General features: G+C 61.6%; 11 protein-coding genes. 6 read left to right on the forward strand and 5 right to left on the reverse strand.

Features of this window, described 5'->3' with window-relative positions; translation table 11 throughout:
• The first annotated feature begins 12 nt into the window (after positions 1-12).
• From BUE15_RS15880 to BUE15_RS15895, 4 genes are all read left to right on the forward strand, one after another.
• Positions 13-2,037 carry a DUF3857 domain-containing protein gene (locus BUE15_RS15880; protein WP_084549113.1) on the forward strand — a complete coding sequence of 675 codons (2,025 nt, stop codon included), beginning with the start codon at positions 13-15 and terminating at the stop codon, positions 2,035-2,037.
• 176 nt (positions 2,038-2,213) lie between these two features.
• Positions 2,214-4,271 carry a transglutaminase family protein gene (locus BUE15_RS15885; RefSeq protein ID WP_073287301.1) on the forward strand — a complete coding sequence of 686 codons (2,058 nt, stop codon included), beginning with the start codon at positions 2,214-2,216 and terminating at the stop codon, positions 4,269-4,271.
• 4 nt (positions 4,272-4,275) lie between these two features.
• Positions 4,276-6,234 carry a DUF3857 domain-containing protein gene (locus BUE15_RS15890; protein ID WP_084549114.1) on the forward strand — a complete coding sequence of 653 codons (1,959 nt, stop codon included), beginning with the start codon at positions 4,276-4,278 and terminating at the stop codon, positions 6,232-6,234.
• Between the two features lie 290 nt (positions 6,235-6,524).
• The gene (locus BUE15_RS15895; protein ID WP_084549115.1) at positions 6,525-10,094 is read left to right on the forward strand and encodes a reprolysin-like metallopeptidase; all 3,570 of its coding nucleotides are present in this window, start codon (positions 6,525-6,527) and stop codon (positions 10,092-10,094) included.
• A gap of 150 nt (positions 10,095-10,244) precedes the next feature.
• On the opposite strand, the gene BUE15_RS15900 is transcribed toward BUE15_RS15895, so the two are convergent.
• The 3 genes from BUE15_RS15900 to BUE15_RS15910 form a co-directional block, all read right to left on the reverse strand.
• Complete coding sequence (locus tag BUE15_RS15900; RefSeq protein WP_084549116.1) at positions 10,245-12,422, reverse strand: helix-hairpin-helix domain-containing protein; 2,178 nt, start codon at positions 12,420-12,422, stop codon at positions 10,245-10,247.
• Positions 12,419-13,273, reverse strand: a complete 855-nt coding sequence (locus BUE15_RS15905) for a PorV/PorQ family protein (RefSeq protein WP_170865287.1) — start codon at positions 13,271-13,273, stop codon at positions 12,419-12,421. Before BUE15_RS15905 ends, BUE15_RS15900 begins: the two co-directional genes overlap by 4 nt.
• Before the next feature lie 282 nt (positions 13,274-13,555).
• Positions 13,556-15,862, reverse strand: a complete 2,307-nt coding sequence (locus BUE15_RS15910) for a S46 family peptidase (protein WP_073287309.1) — start codon at positions 15,860-15,862, stop codon at positions 13,556-13,558.
• Positions 15,863-16,015: 153 nt separating this feature from the next.
• Here BUE15_RS15910 and yidD point away from each other — a divergent pair, with 153 nt between their 5' ends.
• Together yidD and BUE15_RS15920 are read left to right on the forward strand one after the other, a co-directional pair.
• Positions 16,016-16,237: a membrane protein insertion efficiency factor YidD gene (yidD, locus tag BUE15_RS15915; RefSeq protein ID WP_073287312.1), complete on the forward strand. Its 222-nt coding sequence runs from the start codon at positions 16,016-16,018 to the stop codon at positions 16,235-16,237.
• A 102-nt stretch (positions 16,238-16,339) separates the two neighbouring features.
• Entirely contained in the window at positions 16,340-17,242 is a 903-nt protein-coding gene (locus tag BUE15_RS15920; protein ID WP_139252346.1) for an SdiA-regulated/phytase-like domain-containing protein, read from the forward strand.
• Positions 17,243-17,321: 79 nt separating this feature from the next.
• Here BUE15_RS15920 and lgt read toward each other — a convergent pair whose 3' ends face one another.
• Both lgt and nadE read right to left on the reverse strand, forming a co-directional pair.
• On the reverse strand, positions 17,322-18,320 hold the full coding sequence (lgt, locus tag BUE15_RS15925) for a prolipoprotein diacylglyceryl transferase (protein ID WP_073287318.1): 999 nt from the start codon (positions 18,318-18,320) through the stop codon (positions 17,322-17,324).
• A gap of 60 nt (positions 18,321-18,380) precedes the next feature.
• Complete coding sequence (gene nadE, locus BUE15_RS15930; RefSeq protein WP_073287321.1) at positions 18,381-20,315, reverse strand: NAD(+) synthase; 1,935 nt, start codon at positions 20,313-20,315, stop codon at positions 18,381-18,383.
• Positions 20,316-20,323 lie beyond the last annotated feature (8 nt).

Raw genomic sequence — 20,323 nt, forward strand, 5'->3', positions numbered from 1 at the left:
AACCGGTGTATTATGAAAGGAATTCGTCTACAACTATCGTTGCTGGGCCTCTGTCTGCTGTTGGCCTGTGCAGCCCTGGCGCAGAAGGCACCGGCATTGCCCATCCGGTTTGGCTCCGTGGTACCCGCTGATTTCTTTGGGATGCCGACTGCCACTGATACGGCAGCCTCCGTGGCCGAGTACCTGTGTGACTATGGCACCACCAAAATTGTAGGTGGCAGTGCCCAGTTTCAGGCGGTATTCGAGCGTACTACCCGGCTCCGGATTCACCGCAAGGCTGGCTACCGGTATGCTACCGTGAAAGTTCCGCTCTACACCAGCAACGGCCGATATGAGCGGTTCAGCAACCTGAAGGGCTACACGTATAACTTACAGGACGGCCGTATTTCACAGGCAAAACTCAACTCCGAAGATTTGTATCGGGAACAGCTTGACAAAGACCACATTCAGGTTTCGTTTACGATGCCGGACGTACGGGAAGGCTCCATCCTGGAATTCACGTACACCATTACGTCGGACTTTATCTTTAATCTTCAGGACTGGCAGTTTGAGCATAGCATACCGGTGCGCTGGAGCGAATACCGGGTAACTCTGCCTCAGTTCTACGCCTACAAAACCATCATCCGCGGCCATCTGCCTTTTGCCGTGAAAGAAGAGCTGACTGTGCCCTACAGCACTATGGTGTCGGCTTCCACGGGTGCTTATGCCACGCCACAGCAAGAGCGGATATCAGCGCTGGCGCTGCAGTTGCGCTGGGCTATGAAGGATGTGCCGGCCTTCCGCGCCGAACCGTTCCTGACGACGCCGCACGACTATATGCGCAGTGTGCACTTTGAGCTGGCTGGTACCAACTTCAGTGGCCGCAACTACGAGGATCTTACCGGCAAATGGCCTACCCTCTGGAAAATGCTGGAGGAAGACAATGAGTTCGGCAAAGCCCTTTCCAGCCCCGCTCCGCTGGCAGCCGAGGCCGCTGCCTTGCGCCTGAAATATCCGGAACAGAAAGCCCGGGCGGCGGCCGTGCTGGCGCTGGTGCAAAGCGCCGCGCAGTACAATAACCACGCCGCCCTGTTTGCCTCACAGCCTCTGCGCCGCACGGTGGAGCGGCGGCTCGGCAATGCCGCCGACATCAACCTACTGCTGGTACAGACGCTGCGTGCAGCCGGTCTGCCGGCCACGCCTTTGCTGCTCAGCACCCGCAGCCACGGCCAGATGCAGACGCTGGTGCCCGCTATTTCGCAATTCAACTATGTAGCGGCCCACATACTGCTGCCCGACAACACCGATTTGCTGCTGGATGCCACCGAACCAGAACTGCCTGCCGGAATGCTCCCGGAGCGTTGCCTGAACGGGCAGGCGCTACTGGCAGATGCGGCGGGACGCTGGCTGACAATCAGGCCCGCGGCGCGCCATACCGAGCTACGCACGGCCCGGCTGCGCCTTACGGAGCACGGCAGTCTGGAGGGGAGCTTGAAACTGGAGTACGCCGGCTACGCGGGTCTGGCCGCCCGCCGTCAGATACGGCAGGGCTCCAGCAGCGACTATCTTGCTGGTCTGCAGCGGCAATGGCCTGACTGGGACGCTTCCAAGCCCCACTTGCTCCTACCCGACTCCATACAGCACCCAGTGGCAGTTGAGCTGGCGCTTCATATGCCCAGCAGCACTACGCAGGCCAGCCAGCTTTATCTGGCACTACTTAGTTCGCTGGGGACTATTCCATATACGTTCCGTCCTGAAGTCCGCTCTTATCCCGTCAACCTGGGTATGCCCCACGAGTACGTTTCGCTGGTTACACTCACGCTGCCGAAGGGAACCACAGTGCAGGAAATGCCCGCCAGCCTGTCGCTGATGCTGCCCGAAGGTAGCGGCCGTTTTCAATACTCTGTTTCGCAGCCTACTCCTGAAACTGTGCAGATGATGGCCCGGATGCAACTCAACAAAGCCGAATATAGCCCGGCTGAGTATGCGGCTCTGCGTGAGCTGCATCAGCGGGCCGCAGCCAAGTGCGCCGAAATGCTGGTGCTAAGCCGAAAATAGCCTTTCTTCACTTTTTCTTCATACTTACGCTGGTCGATATAGGAAAAGTGCTGACCTTTATACTTCCGTAACTCTGCCAGTGCTGTATCCGGCACATTTTACTATCCTGCTATCTTCTTTTCCCGGCTTCTGGCAGGGACAAGTCGCTCTTCAGCTGACTTTTTCACTTCTTTTTTATGACAACAGCTTTACTCCGCCCGCTGGCGCTGCTAGCGGTGTTGGCGGGCTCTGGTGCCACTACGGCCCTTGCCCAAACTGATCCTATCAAATTCGGCAAGCCGGAAATGAAGGACTTCGAGGCCAAAAACTTCGTGGCCGACAGCACGGCCGAAGCGGTGGTGCTCTGCGACTATGGCCGCTCCCGCTTCGAGTATATTGAGGGAGACTTCCGCGTCGTGTTTGACCGGATTACCCGCATCAAAATTCTTAAGAAGTCGGGCTACGACTGGGCCACTGTGAAGGTGCCGCTCTACCATAGCGCCGGGCGCGAGGAAAAGCTCGTCAACCTGCGCGGCTACACCTACAATCTGGTCAACAACCAGATTGCCAAGGAGAAATTCGACGATGCTGGCGTTTTCAAGGAAGAAGCCAACAGCAACGTAACCTTGCGCAAGTTTACGTTGCCCAACGTGCGCGAAGGCGCCGTAATCGAGTACGCCTACACGGTGATGTCGGACTTCACCTTCAACTTCCAGGACTGGCAGTTTCAGGAATCTATTCCGGTGCGCTGGAGTGAGTACCGGACCTCCATGCCCACGTATTTCGACTACAAAATCATGATGCAGGGCTACGTTCCGCTGGCTGTGTCCGAGCATGGCGAAGGCTCTATGCAGGCCACCGTGCGGCAGTCGGGTGGCTACACGGGCGGCGGCTTTGATACGCAGCGCGTTTCCGGATCGGCATCAACGGCAGTAATACCGGTGAAAACCCACCGCTGGGCTGCCAAAGACGTACCCGCTTTCCGGACCGAGCCGTTTATGACTTCTGTGCGCGACTATGTGTCGCGCATCGACTTCGAGCTGGCCGGCGTGCATTGGGAAGGCCAGCCCTACCGGGCTGTGGCTGACACCTGGGATAAGATTAATAACGATCTGCTGGCCGATGAGAATTTCGGCATGCAGCTCAAGCGCGGTGGCTTTCTGAAAGAACAGCTGACGCCGCTGCTGGCCAAAATCACTGACCCGGCTGCCCGCGTAGCCGCCGTGCACGACCTGGTGCGCAAATCGGTGAAGTACAATGGGCGCGACCTGTACTACAGCACCGCCTCGCTGCGCAAAGCCTACGACCAGCACCGCGGCAACGCCGCCGACGTAAACCTGCTGCTGATTGCCGCTCTGCGCGAAGCCGGCTTTCAGGCCAATCCGGTGCTGCTCAGCACCCGCGACCATGGTCTTGTGAATCCTGACCTGATGCCCCTGCTCTCACGCTTCAATTACGTGGTAGCCCACGTGTCGCTGCCCGAAGGCAAGGAAATGCTGCTGGATGCCACCGAGGAGCTGGTGCCGTGCGGCATGCTGCCCACGCGCTGCCTCAACTCCATCGGGCGCCTCATCATGCCAGCCGCCGCCGATTCGCGCTGGATTAGCCTGGCCCCGCAGCAGCGCCTCACGGAGTACCAGCAGATTCATCTCACGCTGGACGATAAAGGCGGCTACACCGGCAAAATCCACTCGGAGCACGGTGGCTACGCAGGCCTGGCCCAGCGCGACCTGCTGCGCGAAAAAGGCGAGAAGAAGTTTGTAGAGGAAATGCTGCACGGCCGCGAAGGCTGGAACGTGAGCAAATACCAGTTTGCCCAGCGCGACGCCCTCGATAAGCCCTTGTCCTTCGACTACGAAATGAGCATGACCGCCGGCGACGCCCAGGCCGGCCTGTTGTATCTGCGCCCGCTGCAGCATTTCGGGAACAGCAAAAACCCCTTCGTGCATGAGAACCGTCAGTTTCCGGTAGACTTCGGCTGCCCCGTGGACGAAACCCTGATGATGACCCTGACGCTGCCCGCCGGCTACGAAGTGGAAGAGCTGCCTAAAGCCGCTGCCGTTACGCTGCCCGACAATGGTGGCCGCTTCATGTATCAGGTGCAACCCGCTGCCAACGGCACTCTGCAGCTGGTGAGCCGCCTGAGCCTGAGCCGGGCGGTGTACTCGGCCGAAGAATACGCCAACCTGCGCGAATTCTACCGCCTGGTGGTAGCCAAACAGGCCGAGCAGATTGTGTTGAAAAAGAAATCCTAAATCTGTGGTTTTCTACCTGAAGCACACCTGCCACGCCGCCCTGCTGGCGCTGGGCCTGCTGGCGGGCAGCCACGCGCTGGCAGGCGGCCCGCCCCCCAAATACCCGGTGGCCGATATTCCGGGCTCTTTGCGCGAAAACGCGCATGCCGTGGTGCGTCTCTCGGATGAAACCCTGCTGGTGAAATCGGCGGGACGCACCATCGAGACCGTGCGCCGCGCCATCACTATTCTGGATGAAGCCGGTGCACATCACGCTCAGGAGCTGGTGTATTATGATCAGCTGAGCTCGGTGAGCTACCTGCGCGGCAGCGCTTACGCGGCCGACGGCCGCCTGCTGCGCACCCTGAAAGCCTCCGAAATCGGGGACATTTCGCTTTCCGATGGCTTCAGCCTGGCCAGTGACGGCCGCGGCCGGGTGGCCGACCTGCGCCAGCCCGTGTACCCGTACACAGTAGAATTCGAGTACGAAGTCAACTCCACTAATACCCTCTTCTACTCTACCTGGCAGCCACAGGCGCAGGAACAGCTGTCCGTAGAGCAGGCCACTTTCCGGGTACTCACGCCCACTGAGCTGCCCCTGCGGTATCAGGAGCGCGACCTGCCGGCCGGTACCGCTGCCGCGCGCACTTCCGTTTCGGCGGCGCTGCAACGCTACGAGTGGCAAGTGCGCAACCTGGCCGCAGTAGAGCAAGAGCCCGACGGCCCCCCGGTGGGCGAGACAACACCGGTTGTATTCACCGCTCCCACCCAGTTTGAGGTGCAGGGCCACGTGGGCACGTTCACTACGTGGCAGGCGCTGGGGCTATGGAACTACCAGCTTAACGCAGGCCGCGACGAGCTGCCACCGGCCGTGCAGGAGAAAATCCGGGCGCTGGTGCAGGGCGAAACCGATGAGCGGGCACGGATCCGGAAGGTATATGAGTGGCTGCAGGCGAATACCCGCTACATTTCGGTGCAGTTGGGCATTGGCGGCTGGCAGACGTACCCGGCTACCAGCGTGGCGGCCACCGGCTACGGCGACTGCAAAGCCCTGACCAACTACTGCCAGGCCTTGCTCAAGACGGCCGGTATTACGGGCTACAGCGCCTTGGTGCGAGCCAACAAGGAAGATATCCGCACGGAATTTCCGAGCCAGCAATTCAACCACGTAGTGCTGTGTGTGCCGCTGCAGAAATCTGCCAAGCCGGACACTGTGTGGCTGGAATGCACGAACCAAACCAACCCGTTCGGCTACATGAGCAGCTTCACCGGCAACCGGCACGCGCTGCTTGTTACGCCGCAGGGTGGCCGCATGGTGCGCACGCCGCAATACACGGCCGCTGACAACCGCCGCGAGCGGCTGGCCGATGTGTACCTGGATGCGCAGGGCAGCGCCACCGCCACCATCCGGACCCGGCGCAGCGGCCTGGAGCAGGACGACTACGAGGGAATGGCTGGCTCCCGGAACCTGGCCGACCAGAAAAAGGCGCTGGCCGAACACCTGCCCCTGGCCAACTTCAGCATCAGCAAGCTGAGCTATACCCAGGACCGCCGAGCCGCAGTGCCGGTAATCACTGAAACGCTGGGGCTCACGCTGCCGGGCTGGGCTTCGGTGTCGGGTCGCAGAGCGTTTGTCACGCCCAATCTGCTCAGCCGCTGGCACGCGCTGCCCGCTACTGTGGGAGAGCGGCGCACGCCTATCTGGCTCGAAAATGCCTTCAGCTACGCCGATACGGTCCGTATTCATGTGCCGGCTGGCTTCAAACCCGAAAACCTGCCCGCTCCCGTACAGCTCAGCACCGCATTTGGAACATACTCCAGCCAGGTGCAGGCTCAGGCCGACGGAACACTGCTCTATGTCCGACGCCTGCTGATGCCGCGTACCCGCTTTCCCCGTACCGAATATCCGGCGTACCAGGACTTTAGACGCCGTATCAGCGCGGCCGATAAAGCCCAGATAGTGCTACTGAAAACCGACGCCTAGGGTCCTTTTTATCCAATAGCAGACGGGCCCGCCGGACGTAGTTTCGGTGGGCCTTTTTGTTGCCAGAAGCCGCACCAGCAGGCAGTAATCGGCACTCAACCTGAACCGCAATACGCTAAAAGTCAGTCAGTAGAACTCAATATATCTATAGGTTTATTCTGCAGCAACGAAGGCCGGCTGGCGCTGCATATTTTAAAATCGGCCCTTCGCAAGCGCTAAGCCAATGGTAAAAAGCACTACCTTAGGCCTTCCTAGTTTTCCTAGAATTTTTCATTCTCCAACCCCCATTTATGTTGCAAACAATTACTCCATCGCGGCGTACGTGGCGGCCGGCCCTGTTGGGCGGCCTGCTGCTGGCGGCCGGGTTGCCGCTTACCGCGGCGGCCCAGCGCGTGTTGTGGGTTGATGCCACGGAGGCATTGCCTACAGCTGCCCGGGCAACCACCCAGGCTCTGACCCAATACCGCAGCGTACGTGTGCAGCTGCCGGCTATGCGCGACGCCCTGGCTACGGCTCCGGCCGAAGCAGGCCTGCGCACGTCGGGCACGGTTATCAGCCTGCCCCTGCCCGATGGCACTTCGCAGCGGTTCCGCGTGTCGCTGGTGCCCGTGATGCACCCCGACCTGGCTGCTCGCTACCCCCAGATTCGTACGTACCAGGCGCAGGGCATCGATAACCCGGCCGCTACGGCTCGTCTGGACGTAACGCCGGCCGGTTTCCATGCCATGATTCAGGCCCCCGGCCAGACGGTATTCATTGACCCGGCTGTGGATGGCAGCGCTACTCATTTGGTCTTCAACAAAAGCAGCATGAACGCTTCGGCGCAGGGCGGCTTCTGCCTGACCACTGATACCGCTCCGGTGCTGCCAGCCCCCACGGCCGGCCGCTTCCCGAACGGTACCAGCCTGCGCACCTACCGCCTGGCTATGGCCTGCACCGGCGAGTACGCAGCCACCAAAGGTGGCACCGTAGCCGGCGCTCTGGCCGGCTTTGTGGCCTCCGTGAACCGGGTGAGCGGTGTATATGAGAAAGAACTGGCCATCCGGCTGGTGCTGGTTCCTAAAACCGATACGCTCATCTTCCTGAACGCCGCCACCGACCCGTACACCAACATCAGCAACGGGGCGACGCTCAACACCAACCAGACCGTAACCGACCAGCGTATCGGGTCTGCCAACTACGACATCGGCCACGTGTTCAATACCGATGGCGGTGGCGTAGCTGGCCTGGGCGTAGTTTGCCGCGCCGGCAATAAGGCCCGGGGCACTACTGGCCTGGCCAACCCCACCGGCGACGCTTTCGACATCGACTTCGTAGCCCACGAAATCGGCCACCAGTTCGGCGGTGCGCACACCTTCAATGGCAGCACTGGCAACTGCGCCGGCGGCAACCGCACGGCTAACTCGGCCTACGAGCCCGGCAGCGGTACCACCATCATGGCGTACGCGGGTATCTGCTCGCCCCAGAACGTCCAGAACAACAGCGACCCGTATTTCCATTCGCACAGCTACGACCAGATTCTGACGTACGCAGCTGGCGCGGGCAACTGCAGCGTAAACACGCCCACCGGCAACCAAGCTCCGGTAGTGAATGCCGGCAGCAACTACGTAATTCCGACGGGCACCCCGTTTGAATTGACCGGCTCGGCCACGGACCCCGACGGCGACGCCCTCACCTACAACTGGGAGCAGTTTGACCTGGGCCCGACCGGTGCCCCCACGGCTCCGGTTGGCAACGCGCCGCTGTTCCGCGTGTTTGCTCCCGTTACGACTCCTACCCGTACGTTCCCACGCCTTTCTAACCTGCTGGCCAACACGACTTCGCTGGGCGAGATTCTGCCGACGTATGCCCGCCGTATGGTGTTCCGCCTGGTGGCCCGCGACAACCGCGCCGGTGGTGGTGGCAGCGACTATGACTCGATGAACGTGGTAGTATCGGCAGTAGGTGGCCCCTTCCAGGTTACGCTGCCGAATACGTCTTCGGCTTCGTGGCAGGCGGGCGCTCCGCAGCAGGTGACATGGAACGTAGCCAACACGACGGCTGCGCCCATCAACGCCGCCAACGTAGACATTCTGCTCTCCACCGATGGCGGCCAGACGTTCCCGACGGTGCTGCTGGCTAACACACCCAACGACGGCTACGCCAACGTAACGGTGCCTACTACGGTAGCGGCCACGAGCAGCGCCCGGATCAAGATCAAGGCGTCCGGCAACATCTTCTTCGACCTCTCGAACCAGAACTTCTCCATCACCAACTCCGGTGCTCCGACGTTCTTCCTGTCGCCGGTAGCTTCTACCGGAATCTTGTCTGTTTGCCCTAATGCCGCGCTGACTTTCGACGTGAACGTAGGCCAGATCCAGTCCTTCACGGGCCAGGTTGCTCTGTCGGCAACTAACCTGCCTACGGGCGTAACGGTTACGTATAGCAGCGCGACTACTGCTGCCGGCACTACTGTGCAGGCAAACGTGGCAGTAGCGGCCGGCACGGCTGCCGGCACGTACACCATCTCCCTCACCGGTACCAGCGGCAGCACCACCCAGGCGCAGCAGTACACGTTTACGGTTTTGCCCGGCGCTACTGCCGCCGCCGTGCCGGTTAGCCCGGTGTCGGCCCAGCGCGTAGGTCCGCGTCCGCGTCTGACCTGGAATGCCGTACCGAACGCCACCGGCTATGAAGTACAGGTAGCTGCTGACGCAAACTTCAGCACCGTTCTGTTCACGCAGACCAACGTAACCGGCACCAGCTACACGATAGAAAACCCGACCCTGGTGGCGGGCACTACCTACTACTGGCGCGTGCGTGGCACCAGCCCCTGCAGCGCCGCTCCCTACTCAGTAGCTTCTTCGTTTGTAGTTGGCACCCTCGCTTGCAACACCGTAGCCGCCACGCAGGTACCCTTGACGCTGACGATTGGCGCCGCTTCTTCGGTTACTTCAGTTATCAATGTGCAGAGCACGGAGCGGGTCGGCAACATCCGGATTCGCAACCTGGCCATCACTTACCCGAATGCCGGTGAGCTGACGGTTTCGCTGACGAACCCAGCCGGCCGCACGGTGGTGCTGCTCTCGAACAGCTGCCTCGGCACTTCCAACGTGGATGTGAGCCTGAGCGACGACGCTACGGCGGCCATCACCTGCCCCATCAACGCGGGTGCTACCTACCGCCCCGTGAATTCGCTGGCCAGCCTGCTCAACGACCCCGCTAACGGCAACTGGACTCTGACCGTGGCCAAGAGTGGCGGCAACGGCGGCCAGCTGACCGGCTGGAGCCTGGAGCTGTGCACCCTGAGTGAGACGCCCGCTGCCCCGACTTCTATGACGGCTCAGCTAAACGGCGTGACCAACAACCGCGCAAACGTAGACCTTATCTGGCTGGATAACGCGGCCAACGAAACCGGCTACGAAATTGAGCGCACGGGTGCCGATAACTCCACTTACACGCTGGTGGCAACCGTTCCGGCCAACACCACTTACTACGCCGACCAGATCGGCGCAGCCAATGGCAACTACTGCTACCGCGTGCGGGCCGTAGGCACGGCCGGCAACTCGGCTTATTCTAACTCAGCCTGCGTGAGCATCACGACACTGGGCACTCAGAACGAGGCACTACTGCGCGGCGTGGAAGTATATCCGAACCCGAGCACGGGCCTGTACCAGGTGAAAATGGACAACGCCCAGCGGGGCTCTGTTACGCTGCGCGTGACGGATGCGCTGGGCCGCACCGTGAGCAGCACCACCCTGAACAAGGCTGGCGCTCCGCTCCGGCACGCACTGGACCTGAGCAAGCTCAGCAACGGCGTGTACCAGCTGCACCTGGACATGCCGGAAGGCACAGCCGTAGTGAAACTGCTCAAGCAGTAAGCATCGGACTAGTCCAGAGCACATAAAAAAGGCGGCTCTCCTGTTGGGGAGCCGCCTTTTTTATGTGCTCTACAATTGCTGGCTAAGTGTGTGCTCCCCATGCTCAGCATAACGGCGCGTTTCGACTCTGAGCCGCAGCCGAATATCAGACTAGAAGCGGTAGCGGGCCTGGGCCTTGAACTCCGTGCGGCGGGGGCCTTGTATTTCCTCCAGCCCCGAGCCCACCGTGCGCTGGTTGCGGTAGTGCGTTTCGGCCAGCCGCAGCCATAGCGTGAGGTGGCGGCCGCAGTTAACCTCCGCAATGCCATAGATGCGCGTACCCTGCCCGGAAAGCGCCGGTACGGAAAACGCGTAGAGTACGTCCTGCTCGAACACGTATTGTCGGGTATCGTAGCTGTCGGTGTCGAAGATGGCGTAGCGGGCCGTGAGGCGCAGGCGGCGGCCTACCGCCACGGAGGCATCCTGCGCCAGTACGTAGCCACGCTGCCAGACCGCCTCATCTTCGCGGTAGCGGCTGGCCTGCACCCGCGTGCGCAGGCCTAGAATGGGCAGCGGGCTGGCATCGTAATAGAGCAGCAGACTGTGGCGCGTGGTGGGCACGGGCATTGGCACAGGCCGGTCGGAACTGGCATCGTACTCTTTCACGCGGCTGCGGAGCTGCGCGTAGAGCAGGCTGGTTTTGGTGGGCGCATACGATACACGCACCAGCCAGTCGTGGCCCTGAGAGGGCGCTCCTACCCCATACTTCAGCCACGGAAACCGAAACTGGTCGTAGTAGGCCGACAGCTCCCAGCGGGCCACGGGACGGAGTTTCAGCCCCAGATACAGGCCGCTTTCGTTGATATTACGAGTGTTTTCGCTGAGCGCGTTGCCGTAGAGCGTGTGAAAGTCGCGGGTGTAGTGCCGCATCAGCACCGATACGTCGATGGTAGGCGCCAGGCTGGCCAGCACACCGTTGACGGTGCCCCAGCCGCCGCTGCTGCTGCGGGCCGTTTCACCAAACACCAGCACGTTGCCGCGCACATAGCTATAGTGCGCCCCCAGGGCCAGGTTGTGCGTCCCCCGAAACTCATACTGATTGTAGAGTTCCGGGCGGCGCTGGATAGGCTTGTCGAGATGCGTATCGACGGCGGTGAGGCCGGCCGACAGGTGGCCGCTGCGGCTGGTGTAGCCTAGGTTGCCGCCCGCTACGGTTTCGCGCAGGGTCTGGCGGTTGGCCAGCTCGCTGGGGGTTCGGTGGAAGCCAGTCAGCAGAAAGCCCGACGAAAACTCGTCAAACTCGGCCAGCGAGTCGGCCGCCTGCTGCACGTTGGCATCTACCCGCTTGCGCGATACAAACGCCGTGGCCCGCACTGTGGGCGTAAGGCTCACGGTGGCAGCAGCGCCCCGGAAAAACGTGCTTTCCAGAATAGACGAATAGGGCCGCACCCCCACCGAGCTGCGGCGCAGCGTGGTAATGGTTTCAGCTCCTTTGCCCACCTGCAGCCCCGACGAGAGTAGCAGCCCCTGCCCAAACTGCAGCTGGTAGTCACCAACGGCCAGGGTGCGCAGCTTGCCCCGCTCCTGCAGCAGAAAGTGCGCCGACAGAAAATCGGCCCCATACTGGCGGGCGCCCGGGCTCCAGCGCAACTGCTCACCGGCGTCTTTCTCGGCCGTAACTCCCAGACTGAAATCCTTAGCGTGGCTGACCCGGTAGCGCAGCAGCAGCTTGTCCGGGGAGCCCAGGTAGCGCGTGGGGCCCTGGCCCAGGCTGTCGGTGGGGGCAGTGGTGTAGCCTTTGCGGGTTTGCAGCACCCGCTCGTAGCGCAGAAACAGCGCGTTGTTGTCTTCCTTGAACACCCGCTGCCAGAGCGGGCCGCGAAGGGCGTTGGCACCGCCAGCCTGCACCGTCACGAAGGGCGCCACCCGATAGATGCTGCGCAGATCAAAGCCCGGCACGGCCTGCAGCTCGTAGAGGCTAAGCAACGGCCCGCGCTGCTGGCGGTACTCCAGCAGCCGGCTGATCTGGCTTTCGGAAAGCAGCAGCAGGCCGCGCAGCTCCTCACGGGTGGCCGTGTTCAGGCTGAGCGGCGTCTGGTAGTACTGCAGCAGCGTTTCGTAGAGGTCCTCGTAGGGCACCTGGTCACTCTGGATTTCGGCAAACAGCTCCTGTGTCAGCCGGTCGAGGTCGGCGGCGGGGCGCACGTACTCCTGGGCCTGCGCAGCCAGCGGCAACAGCAGCGCCAGCAGGAGTACCAGCCGCCGCTTCGGCCGGACAGTTTGGGGATGAGTCAGCAGTGCGCCCGGCACTGGCGCAACGGTTTCGGGTGCGGCTTCGGCGGACCTCATGGCTGCTTGCCATTGAAAGCCAGACTGATGCCCAGGTGCTGGCTCAGGCCGAGGGCGGCGTGCCAGGCTGCGGCGTAGTCGATCTGCAAAGCGCCGGCCCGGAACCCTACGCCGCCGGTGGTTTCCTGCGTGAGCGTACGCAGCCCGGCTCGTAGCGCCAGTGCATTTATTACGCGGTATTCGAGCCCGGCCTTAAAGTCGGCGGACTGCTCCACTTCCTTTTCGGTTTCGACATTGAGCATCACCTTGGCTGTGGGCCGATATGACAGGCCGGCTTTCAGCACCGTAGGCACCCGTTCCTGCTGGTACTCGGCCAGCTTGGCCTGGTTGAGGTTGTAGAGGTAGGCCCCGAACACCAGCCGCTTGGGCACCAGCTCGGCCTGCCCGCCCAACGACACCGCCACGGCCCGCTTGCTGCCCAGCCCCTCAATGCTTACCTGCAGCATATCCACGCGCGCCCCAATGCTGACCGGGCCCCCGCGGTAGCCATAGCCGGCTCCCACGCGCTGCTCGCTGTAGAGCTTGCCGCCGAACCGCTCCGCTTCAAACCCTACTACGCCGCGGCTGGCCGTAGCATTTTCCACCTTGCCCAGCGGCACCGCTGCCGCCAGCGCCACCGTGTTCAGCGCCGAGAGCAAGTAGCGGTTTTCAGCGTAGACGCCCACGGCCGGAGCGCTCAGCTGGCCCAGCCCGGCCACGTTGTTGCCGATGGCCCATACATCGGAGAGGGTGACGGACGCATTGCCCAGTGCAGCCGCTCGTGCGCCTCTTGTGCCGGGTCCGTTGCCCTGGGCATAGCCTGATACAGTCAGCAATAGCAAGCAACCACAATACACGTAATTCTTTCGCATGTATATATAGAATAAGACTCATGAAAAGTAGCGGAAAAACGCTGACCTCCAAAGCAAAAGCAGCCGCCGAAGTATCTTTTTTTCGTCTTTATGCTGAAGCTGGCAGCGGCCGTACGCTGCCGCCGGAAAACAGCCTGATACTGCCCGGCCCAACTTGGTTCAGCCTGTGGCTACAGCCCCGACTTTAGCACGAGCCGCCTTCAGGATTCAGGACGAAAAACGCCCCGGCATCTTTCGATACCGGGGCGTTTCAGGCACAGGCGTTGGTCGGTAACCAGCAGCTTACATACCGGCTGCGGCGCCTTCCTTGCCCTTCTTCTTCTTGACTTTGGTTTTCTGACCGTCTTCGGTTTTCACCTTCATTTTCTCCACGTCGCTCAGGCCGGCGGCCGAAGCCGTGGCGGCACCCACGCCGGGGTTCGGGCCGTTGTTTACTACCGTCATTTCGTCCACGATGTGCTTGGCACCGCCCAGCTTCTCGATGCACCAGAGCACGTAGCGAATGTCCACGTTGATGCAGCGCTTCAGCTCGGGGTCGTAGGCCAGGTCGCCGGTCATGGCTTCCCAGTTGCCATCGAAGGCCAGGCCGATCAGCTCACCACGGCCGTTGATAACGGGAGAGCCGGAGTTGCCGCCCGTAATGTCGTTGTCGGTGATGAAGCCCACGGGCAGAGCGCCGTTTTTATCGGCGTAGCGGCCATAATCCTTCATTTTCAGCAGCTCCAGCTCTTTCTGGGGCACCACAAACTCGGGGTTGGTAGCATCTTCCTTCTCCAGAATGCCCTGGGCCGTGGTTTTGAAGTCATAGCTCACGGCGTCGCGGCCTTTATAGGGACGCACGCTGCCGTAGCTCAGGCGGATAGTGGAGTTGGCATCCGGCGAATACACTTTCTGGCTGTTTTTCTCGCGTAGCGCAGCTACGTAGAGGCGGTTAGCCCGCGTGAGGCCAGCCTGCAGACCCTGCATTTTGGGCAGAATGTTCTGGGTGTAGTTCGTGTATACCGAGTTGAACGTCTTGAAGCCGGGGTCGGCCTCCAGCTTGGCCAGCGAAGGCGCGGCCAGAAAGGCGTTTACCTTGGCTTCCGAAGTCAGGAAGGAATTGGCATACACGTAGTCGGCGTACTTCTGCATAGAGCCGCCGTACTGCTTTTTCACCGTCTGGAACACATCGGGCTGCTGCTCGGCGGGCACGTCTTTCATATACAGGCCCATCAGCGCAGCAAACACCTTTTTGTCGGTAGAAACGCTGTAGTCCTTGAAGTATTCGGCTACCGGCTCTTTCAGGTCGGCGGTGGCTTTGCTGATGGCGGCCTTGTCCTGGGGCGTGGCTTTGAGGACCATGTAGAGCGGCATCATGCGCGAGGACAGCGTGATGATTTCGGTGCCGAAAGCGGCTTCATTCACGTACTGGCTGCTCAGGTTGTACTGGCGTAGACCAGCATAGGCCTGGTTGATGGTGGTCAGGGCTTCGCCGTACTGCTGGCTGCGGGCCGGGTCCTGCCCGATCCACTGCACCAGCGAAGCTTCTTCGGCTTTCTTCTGGTCCACCGTTTTCAGGCGCTTCATGCCTTCATTCTGGCCGATGAAGTACTTCCAGTAGTTGGCGATGTTGGCGTATTTCGAAGCGTACTTCAGGCGCAGGGCGGCATCCTGGTCCATGTCCTCTTTCCACAGCTTCAGGCGCGTGTCGCGCAGCTTGATGCGGACGGGGTTGCTCTGGTCGAGCGTCATCTGCAGGCCGGCGGCGGGCAGGAAGCGCTGGGTGCGGCCGGGGAAGCCGAACACCATGGCGAAGTCGCCCTCGCTGACGCCCTGCAGGCTCACGGGCAGGTGCTTTTTGGGCACGTACGGAATGTTGTCGGCCGCAAAGCCGGCGGTGGGCTTGTTGTCCTTGGAGGCATACACGCGGAACATCGAGAAGTCGCCGGTGTGGCGGGGCCACATCCAGTTGTCGGCGTCGCCACCGAACTTGCCCACAGCTTCCGGCGGCGCACCTACCAGGCGCACGTCGCCGAAGCGCTGATACACGAACAGGTAGTACTCATTGCCGCCGAACATGTCGCGCACGTAGGCTACGTACTGGCCGTTTTCCTTGGCGGCGTCGGCCATTTCGCGCTGGCGCTTCTGCACGGTAGCTACGCGCTCCGCTTCGGGAGTAGCCGGCGAAATGCCTTCCAGCACCTTGCCGGTCACGTCTTCCATACGCACCAGAATATCCACGAACAGGCCGGGGTTGGTCTTTTCTTCGGCTTTGGTTGCAGCGTAGAAGCCGTTCTGCAGGATGTTGTTCTGGGGCGTGCTGTGGCTCTGAATGGCGTCGTAGCCGCAGTGGTGGTTGGTGAGGAGCAGGCCCTGGCTGCTCACGAACTCGCCGGTGCAGAAACCGCCGAGCTGCACTACGGCATCTTTGAGGCTGGCATTGTTGATGTCGTAGATTTCTTCGGCCGTCAGCTTGAGGCCTTTTTTCTGCATGTCGGCCTGGTTGAGCCGTTTCACGAAGAGAGGCAGCCACATGCCTTCGTCGGCGCGGGCCGTGAAGGGCAGCAGCAACGTCAGCAGCAGGGCTTTGGCCCAGTGGTTCTTGCGCATAAAACGTAGTGGGAAATTGGGAAAGAAAAACCGGCTGCCACACGAGGCCAACCGACCTCCAAAGCTACGAAAAGGCTGTGCAACTGCCCGCCGAACAAGCCGAGCCGGGGCCCATCGGAATCTATTCCGCGCCAGTTCCGGTTCTTTGCCTGTATGTCAACTGTTTTTCGTCAGCTTTTTCTGGGGTTGCTGTGGGTGTACCGGCACCTGATTTCGCCGCTCACGCCGGCCAGCTGCCGCTACACGCCCACCTGCTCGGCCTACGCGGTGCAGGCCATTGAAAAGTATGGCCCCTGGCGCGGCGGCCGGCTGGCGCTGCGCCGCATTGCCAGCTGCCACCCCTGGGGCGGCCACGGCCACGACCCGGTACCGTAGCGCTGGCTCTTACTTTTTTGGCGGCTCTCCCGTATAAGGCCTGTTCCGTTACTGCGCCGGCTTGTAGTCGGGCAGCTTTTTTTCATCACTGCTTCCTTCCAGATGTCCAGAATATTCCTGCTCAGCCTTGGCCTGCTAACGATGCTTAACGCGTCCTGCTCGCAGGCCCAGAGCGACACAGCCAAAGAGTCGAACGACGCGCCGAAATCAGAGAAGAAGAAGGGTAAGAAAGGCAAGAAAGATAAGTCGAACAGCGGGCCGGTGGCGGCGCTGGAATCGGTAGGCGAGCTGCAGGGCGGCATTCCGGAAAGCTCCGGGCTGGCCCACGGCGGCCGGGCCGGTACGTTCTACACGCACGGCGACGCGGGCACCAAACCAATTCTTTACCTCATCAACGAGAAAGGCGAAAAGCTTGGTGAGCGGGAGTTGCCGGTCAGCAACGTTGACTGGGAAAGCCTCGCCGACGACGGCCAGGGCACGGTTTTCGTGACGGATGCCGGCAACAACAACAACTCCCGCCGCGACCTGACCATCTACCGCGTCAATCCACAGCAGCCGGACAAAGTGGGCAAAATTAGCTTCCGCTACCCCGACCAGTCGGCTTTCCCCCCCCCGAAAGAGGAGCGCAACTTCGACTGTGAGGCTTCGCTCTGGCACGCGGGTAAGGTGTATCTGTTCACGAAGGACCGCGCCAACCAAAGCACCAGCAAGGTGTATACCGTGCCCGACCAGCCCGGCTCCCACACCGCCGAGCTGCTCACCAAGCTCTCTATTTCCGGCGAGGTAACGGGCGCCGACCTCAGCCCCGATGGCCGCCACCTGGCGCTGCTGGGCCGGGAGCAGCTGTTTCTGCTGGAAGGCACTGACCTGAGCAGCGCCCTGCAAGCCACCCCAAAAAGCATTTCGCTGAAAGGCGCCGGCCAAACCGAAGGCGTGCTGTTCCTCGACAACGGCACGCTGCTCATCAGCACCGAACAGGGCGCGCTCTACCGCTATAAGCTGTAGCCGCCGTTTGGTGTTGCTGTCAGTAAAAAAGGCCACCCGTTTCACAACAGGTGGCCTTTTTTACTGAGCGAAGCAGTGGCTAGGCTTTGATGGTTTTCTTGTCGTTGGCTTCCTGCTCTTCTAGGTCGCGGGGCGCGTAGCCGTGAGGGTTGTTGGGGTCTTTGCCGGCGCGCAGCAGCACCCAGATACCTACCAGAATCAGCGGTAAACTCAGGATCTGGCCCATGTTCAGGGGCATTCCGTTTTCAAAAGCCACCTGATTTTCCTTCAGGAACTCGCCGAGAAAACGCTGCGTGAAGAGCAGCACCACAAACAGCCCGAATAACTGCCCCCGAGGCGTACGCTCTTTGGTGCGGTTCCACATGGCGTAGAGCAGCAGGAGCAGCCCGATGCAGAAAGCGGCTTCGTAAATCTGGGTGGGGTGGCGCGGCACGGCCATCAGCGTGTTGGGTGCTACCGGCGCGCCCTCCGGCAGCATGGTATAAGTGCGGCTGCCATCCGGGGCTATGCCGGGGGCAATTTGCACAGCACCGGCCGGCAATGGCTGGGTGGCGGGCAGCAGGTGCTCCGTGTCGCGCACGAACACAAACGCCCACGGCTTATCGGTAGGCTCCCCTACTATCTCGGAATTCATCAGGTTGCCCAGCCGGATCATGGCGCCGCCGAGGGCTACTACAATCACAATCCGGTCGAGGACCCAGAGGTAATCGAACTTATTATTGCGGGCAAACAGCCAGGTAGCCAGCAGGATGCCCAGCGTAGCGCCGTGGCTGGCCAGGCCGCCTTCCCAGATTTTGAAGATGTCCCAGAAGTGCTCCGCCGTGAGGTAGTAGCCGGGGTCGTAGAAGAGCACGTGGCCCAGCCGCGCGCCCAGCACGGTACCCACCAGCACATAGATGGTGATGACATCAACCCAGCGCGGCGACACCTTCTCCGACTTATAGATGTGCGACAGGATAAACGTGCCGAACACGAACCCCGACATGAACAGCAGCCCATACCAACGCAGCGTCAGCGGGCCTATTTCGGCCAGAATGGGGCTGGGGTTCCAGGTAATAAAAGAGAGAAACGAATACATACGAGGTGGCTCGGGGTAGAGCGCAAAGGTAGGAGTTGTGCGGAAAGCACGAAGGCAGGGCTACAGCGCGTTCAGTTCTTCGGTGTAGCCGCCGCTCAGGATGGGGAAACGCAGCCAGGAGCGCGGGTCTACATTGTAGTCGTCGAGGTGGAAGCTGGGGGCGTACCGCTCGCGCTTCCACTGGTTGCGGCTCCAGAGGCTGTAGAACCGCTTCACGTAGGTCTTGAGCTGCTCGGGGTCGGGGGCCGGGTCCTCCTGCACCAACGTAGCCAGCACCTGCTGCGGGCTAAGCCGGTCGTAGAAAGCCAGCCGCTCGATGCGGTTGAGCAGCACGTAGGGCATCAGGTCCCGCTCATCGGTCTGCTTTTCTTCGAGGGGGCGCAGCTCGGCGGTGGGTTGCAGGCCATTCACGTGGCGCAACGCGGGGTAGTTCAGCTCGGTTTCGGCCCAGCGCAGCCACTTCTTCACGAAGTCCTTATCGACGCCGGCAATGGGCGAGATGCTGCCGGCCGTGTCGCCGTCCATGGTGCAGTAGCCCACACTGGCTTCCGAGCGGTTGGACGTGGTGATGAGCAGGCAGTTCTGCACGTTGGCCAGCAGCCAGATAGCCGGAGCCCGCACCCGCGCCTGAATGTTCTGCAACGCCAGGTCGTCGGTTTTCCAGGTCAGCTCGCGGTGCAGGGCCTGCTCGATTTTGCCTACGTAGCCGTTTACTTCCTGGTCAATTTCCCAGTTGTAAAACACCGCGCCCAGCGAATCAGCCAGCTCTTTAGCGGAGTTGAAGGTGTCGTCGGAGGAATTGACGGTGCCCTGGTAGGCGCAGGTGAGCAGGCGCTGCGTGATGCGCTGGTTGGCCGTTGCCTGCTCATGGTCGGGCGCCGACAGGGAGGCATCTTTCGGGCCGGGCGCGTCCTGGTCGGCTACAGGCACGGCGGGGCCGGCTATCTGCTCGATTTCCTCGGTGGTGAAGCAGCCGGAGCGGCGCATAAATTCGGCGGTGCCCAGCTCGGCCGCGCCCAGTCGTACCATTTCGGCTACAGCCACCGCGCACATGCAGGAGTCGGCACCGCCGCTCAGACTCAGCACAAAGCCACGGCTGCGGGCCTTGCGCAGGTAATCGAACAGGGCCAGGCTCAGCGCCTGGTTCAGCTCGCGGTACTCATCGGGCGTGGGCAGCGGCTGGATTTCTTCGGCCCGCACCTGCTCTGCGTCGAAATCCACGTCTACGCATTCCATGTCCACTTCCTTGAAGCTCATGAGCTGGTTGCGCAGCAGCAGATGGCCGTTGCGGGCCACCAGAATTTCGCCGTCGTACACGGTGCGGCCCGCCTCATTGCCGAGCAGGTTGGCGTAGAGGTAGGTGCAGTTGAAGGTGCGCGAGGCCTTGGTCACCAGCTGGTAGCGCACGTCGGTCTTGCTCATGGCAAAGTGGCTCGCCGACGGATTCACAATCAGGTCTACGCGGCCCATCAGGCGGCAGGCGGGCCGCACATCGTCGGGCCGCCACGCATCCTCGCAAATCTCAAACCCGAACTTCACGCCCTGATGCTCGAAAATCAGGTCGCCGAGCGTCCACTCCTCTCCTTCCCAGCGCACCGTTGTCGTTTCGCCGGCCGGCCAGGGCTGAAAGAAGCGCGGCTCGTAGTGCACCCCGTCGTTGGCCAGAAACTGCTTGGCCGCAAAGCCCAGAATCTGCCCGTCGCGGAGCACGGCGGCCGTGTTGTAGGTGCGGTGGTTGAGCCGGACGGGCAGGCCTACTACCACGCAGATGCCCTCGGTCCAGGGCCGCACCTGCTGCAGGTGCGCCAGCGCCGACTCCGGCAGCCAGTCGCTCAGAAACAGGTCTTCGCAGTTGTAGCCCGTCAGGCAAAGCTCCGGCAGGCACAGCAGCTGCACGCCGGCGGCTTTGGCCTGCTCTATAGCTTCGCGGATGGTGCGCAGGTTGTGGGTCCAGTCAAACGGTATCTGGTTGAGGGCGGCGCCGGCAATACGCATGGAATAAG

The sequence above is a fragment of the Hymenobacter psychrotolerans DSM 18569 genome, assembly GCF_900142395.1.
Classification (GTDB): domain Bacteria; phylum Bacteroidota; class Bacteroidia; order Cytophagales; family Hymenobacteraceae; genus Hymenobacter; species Hymenobacter psychrotolerans.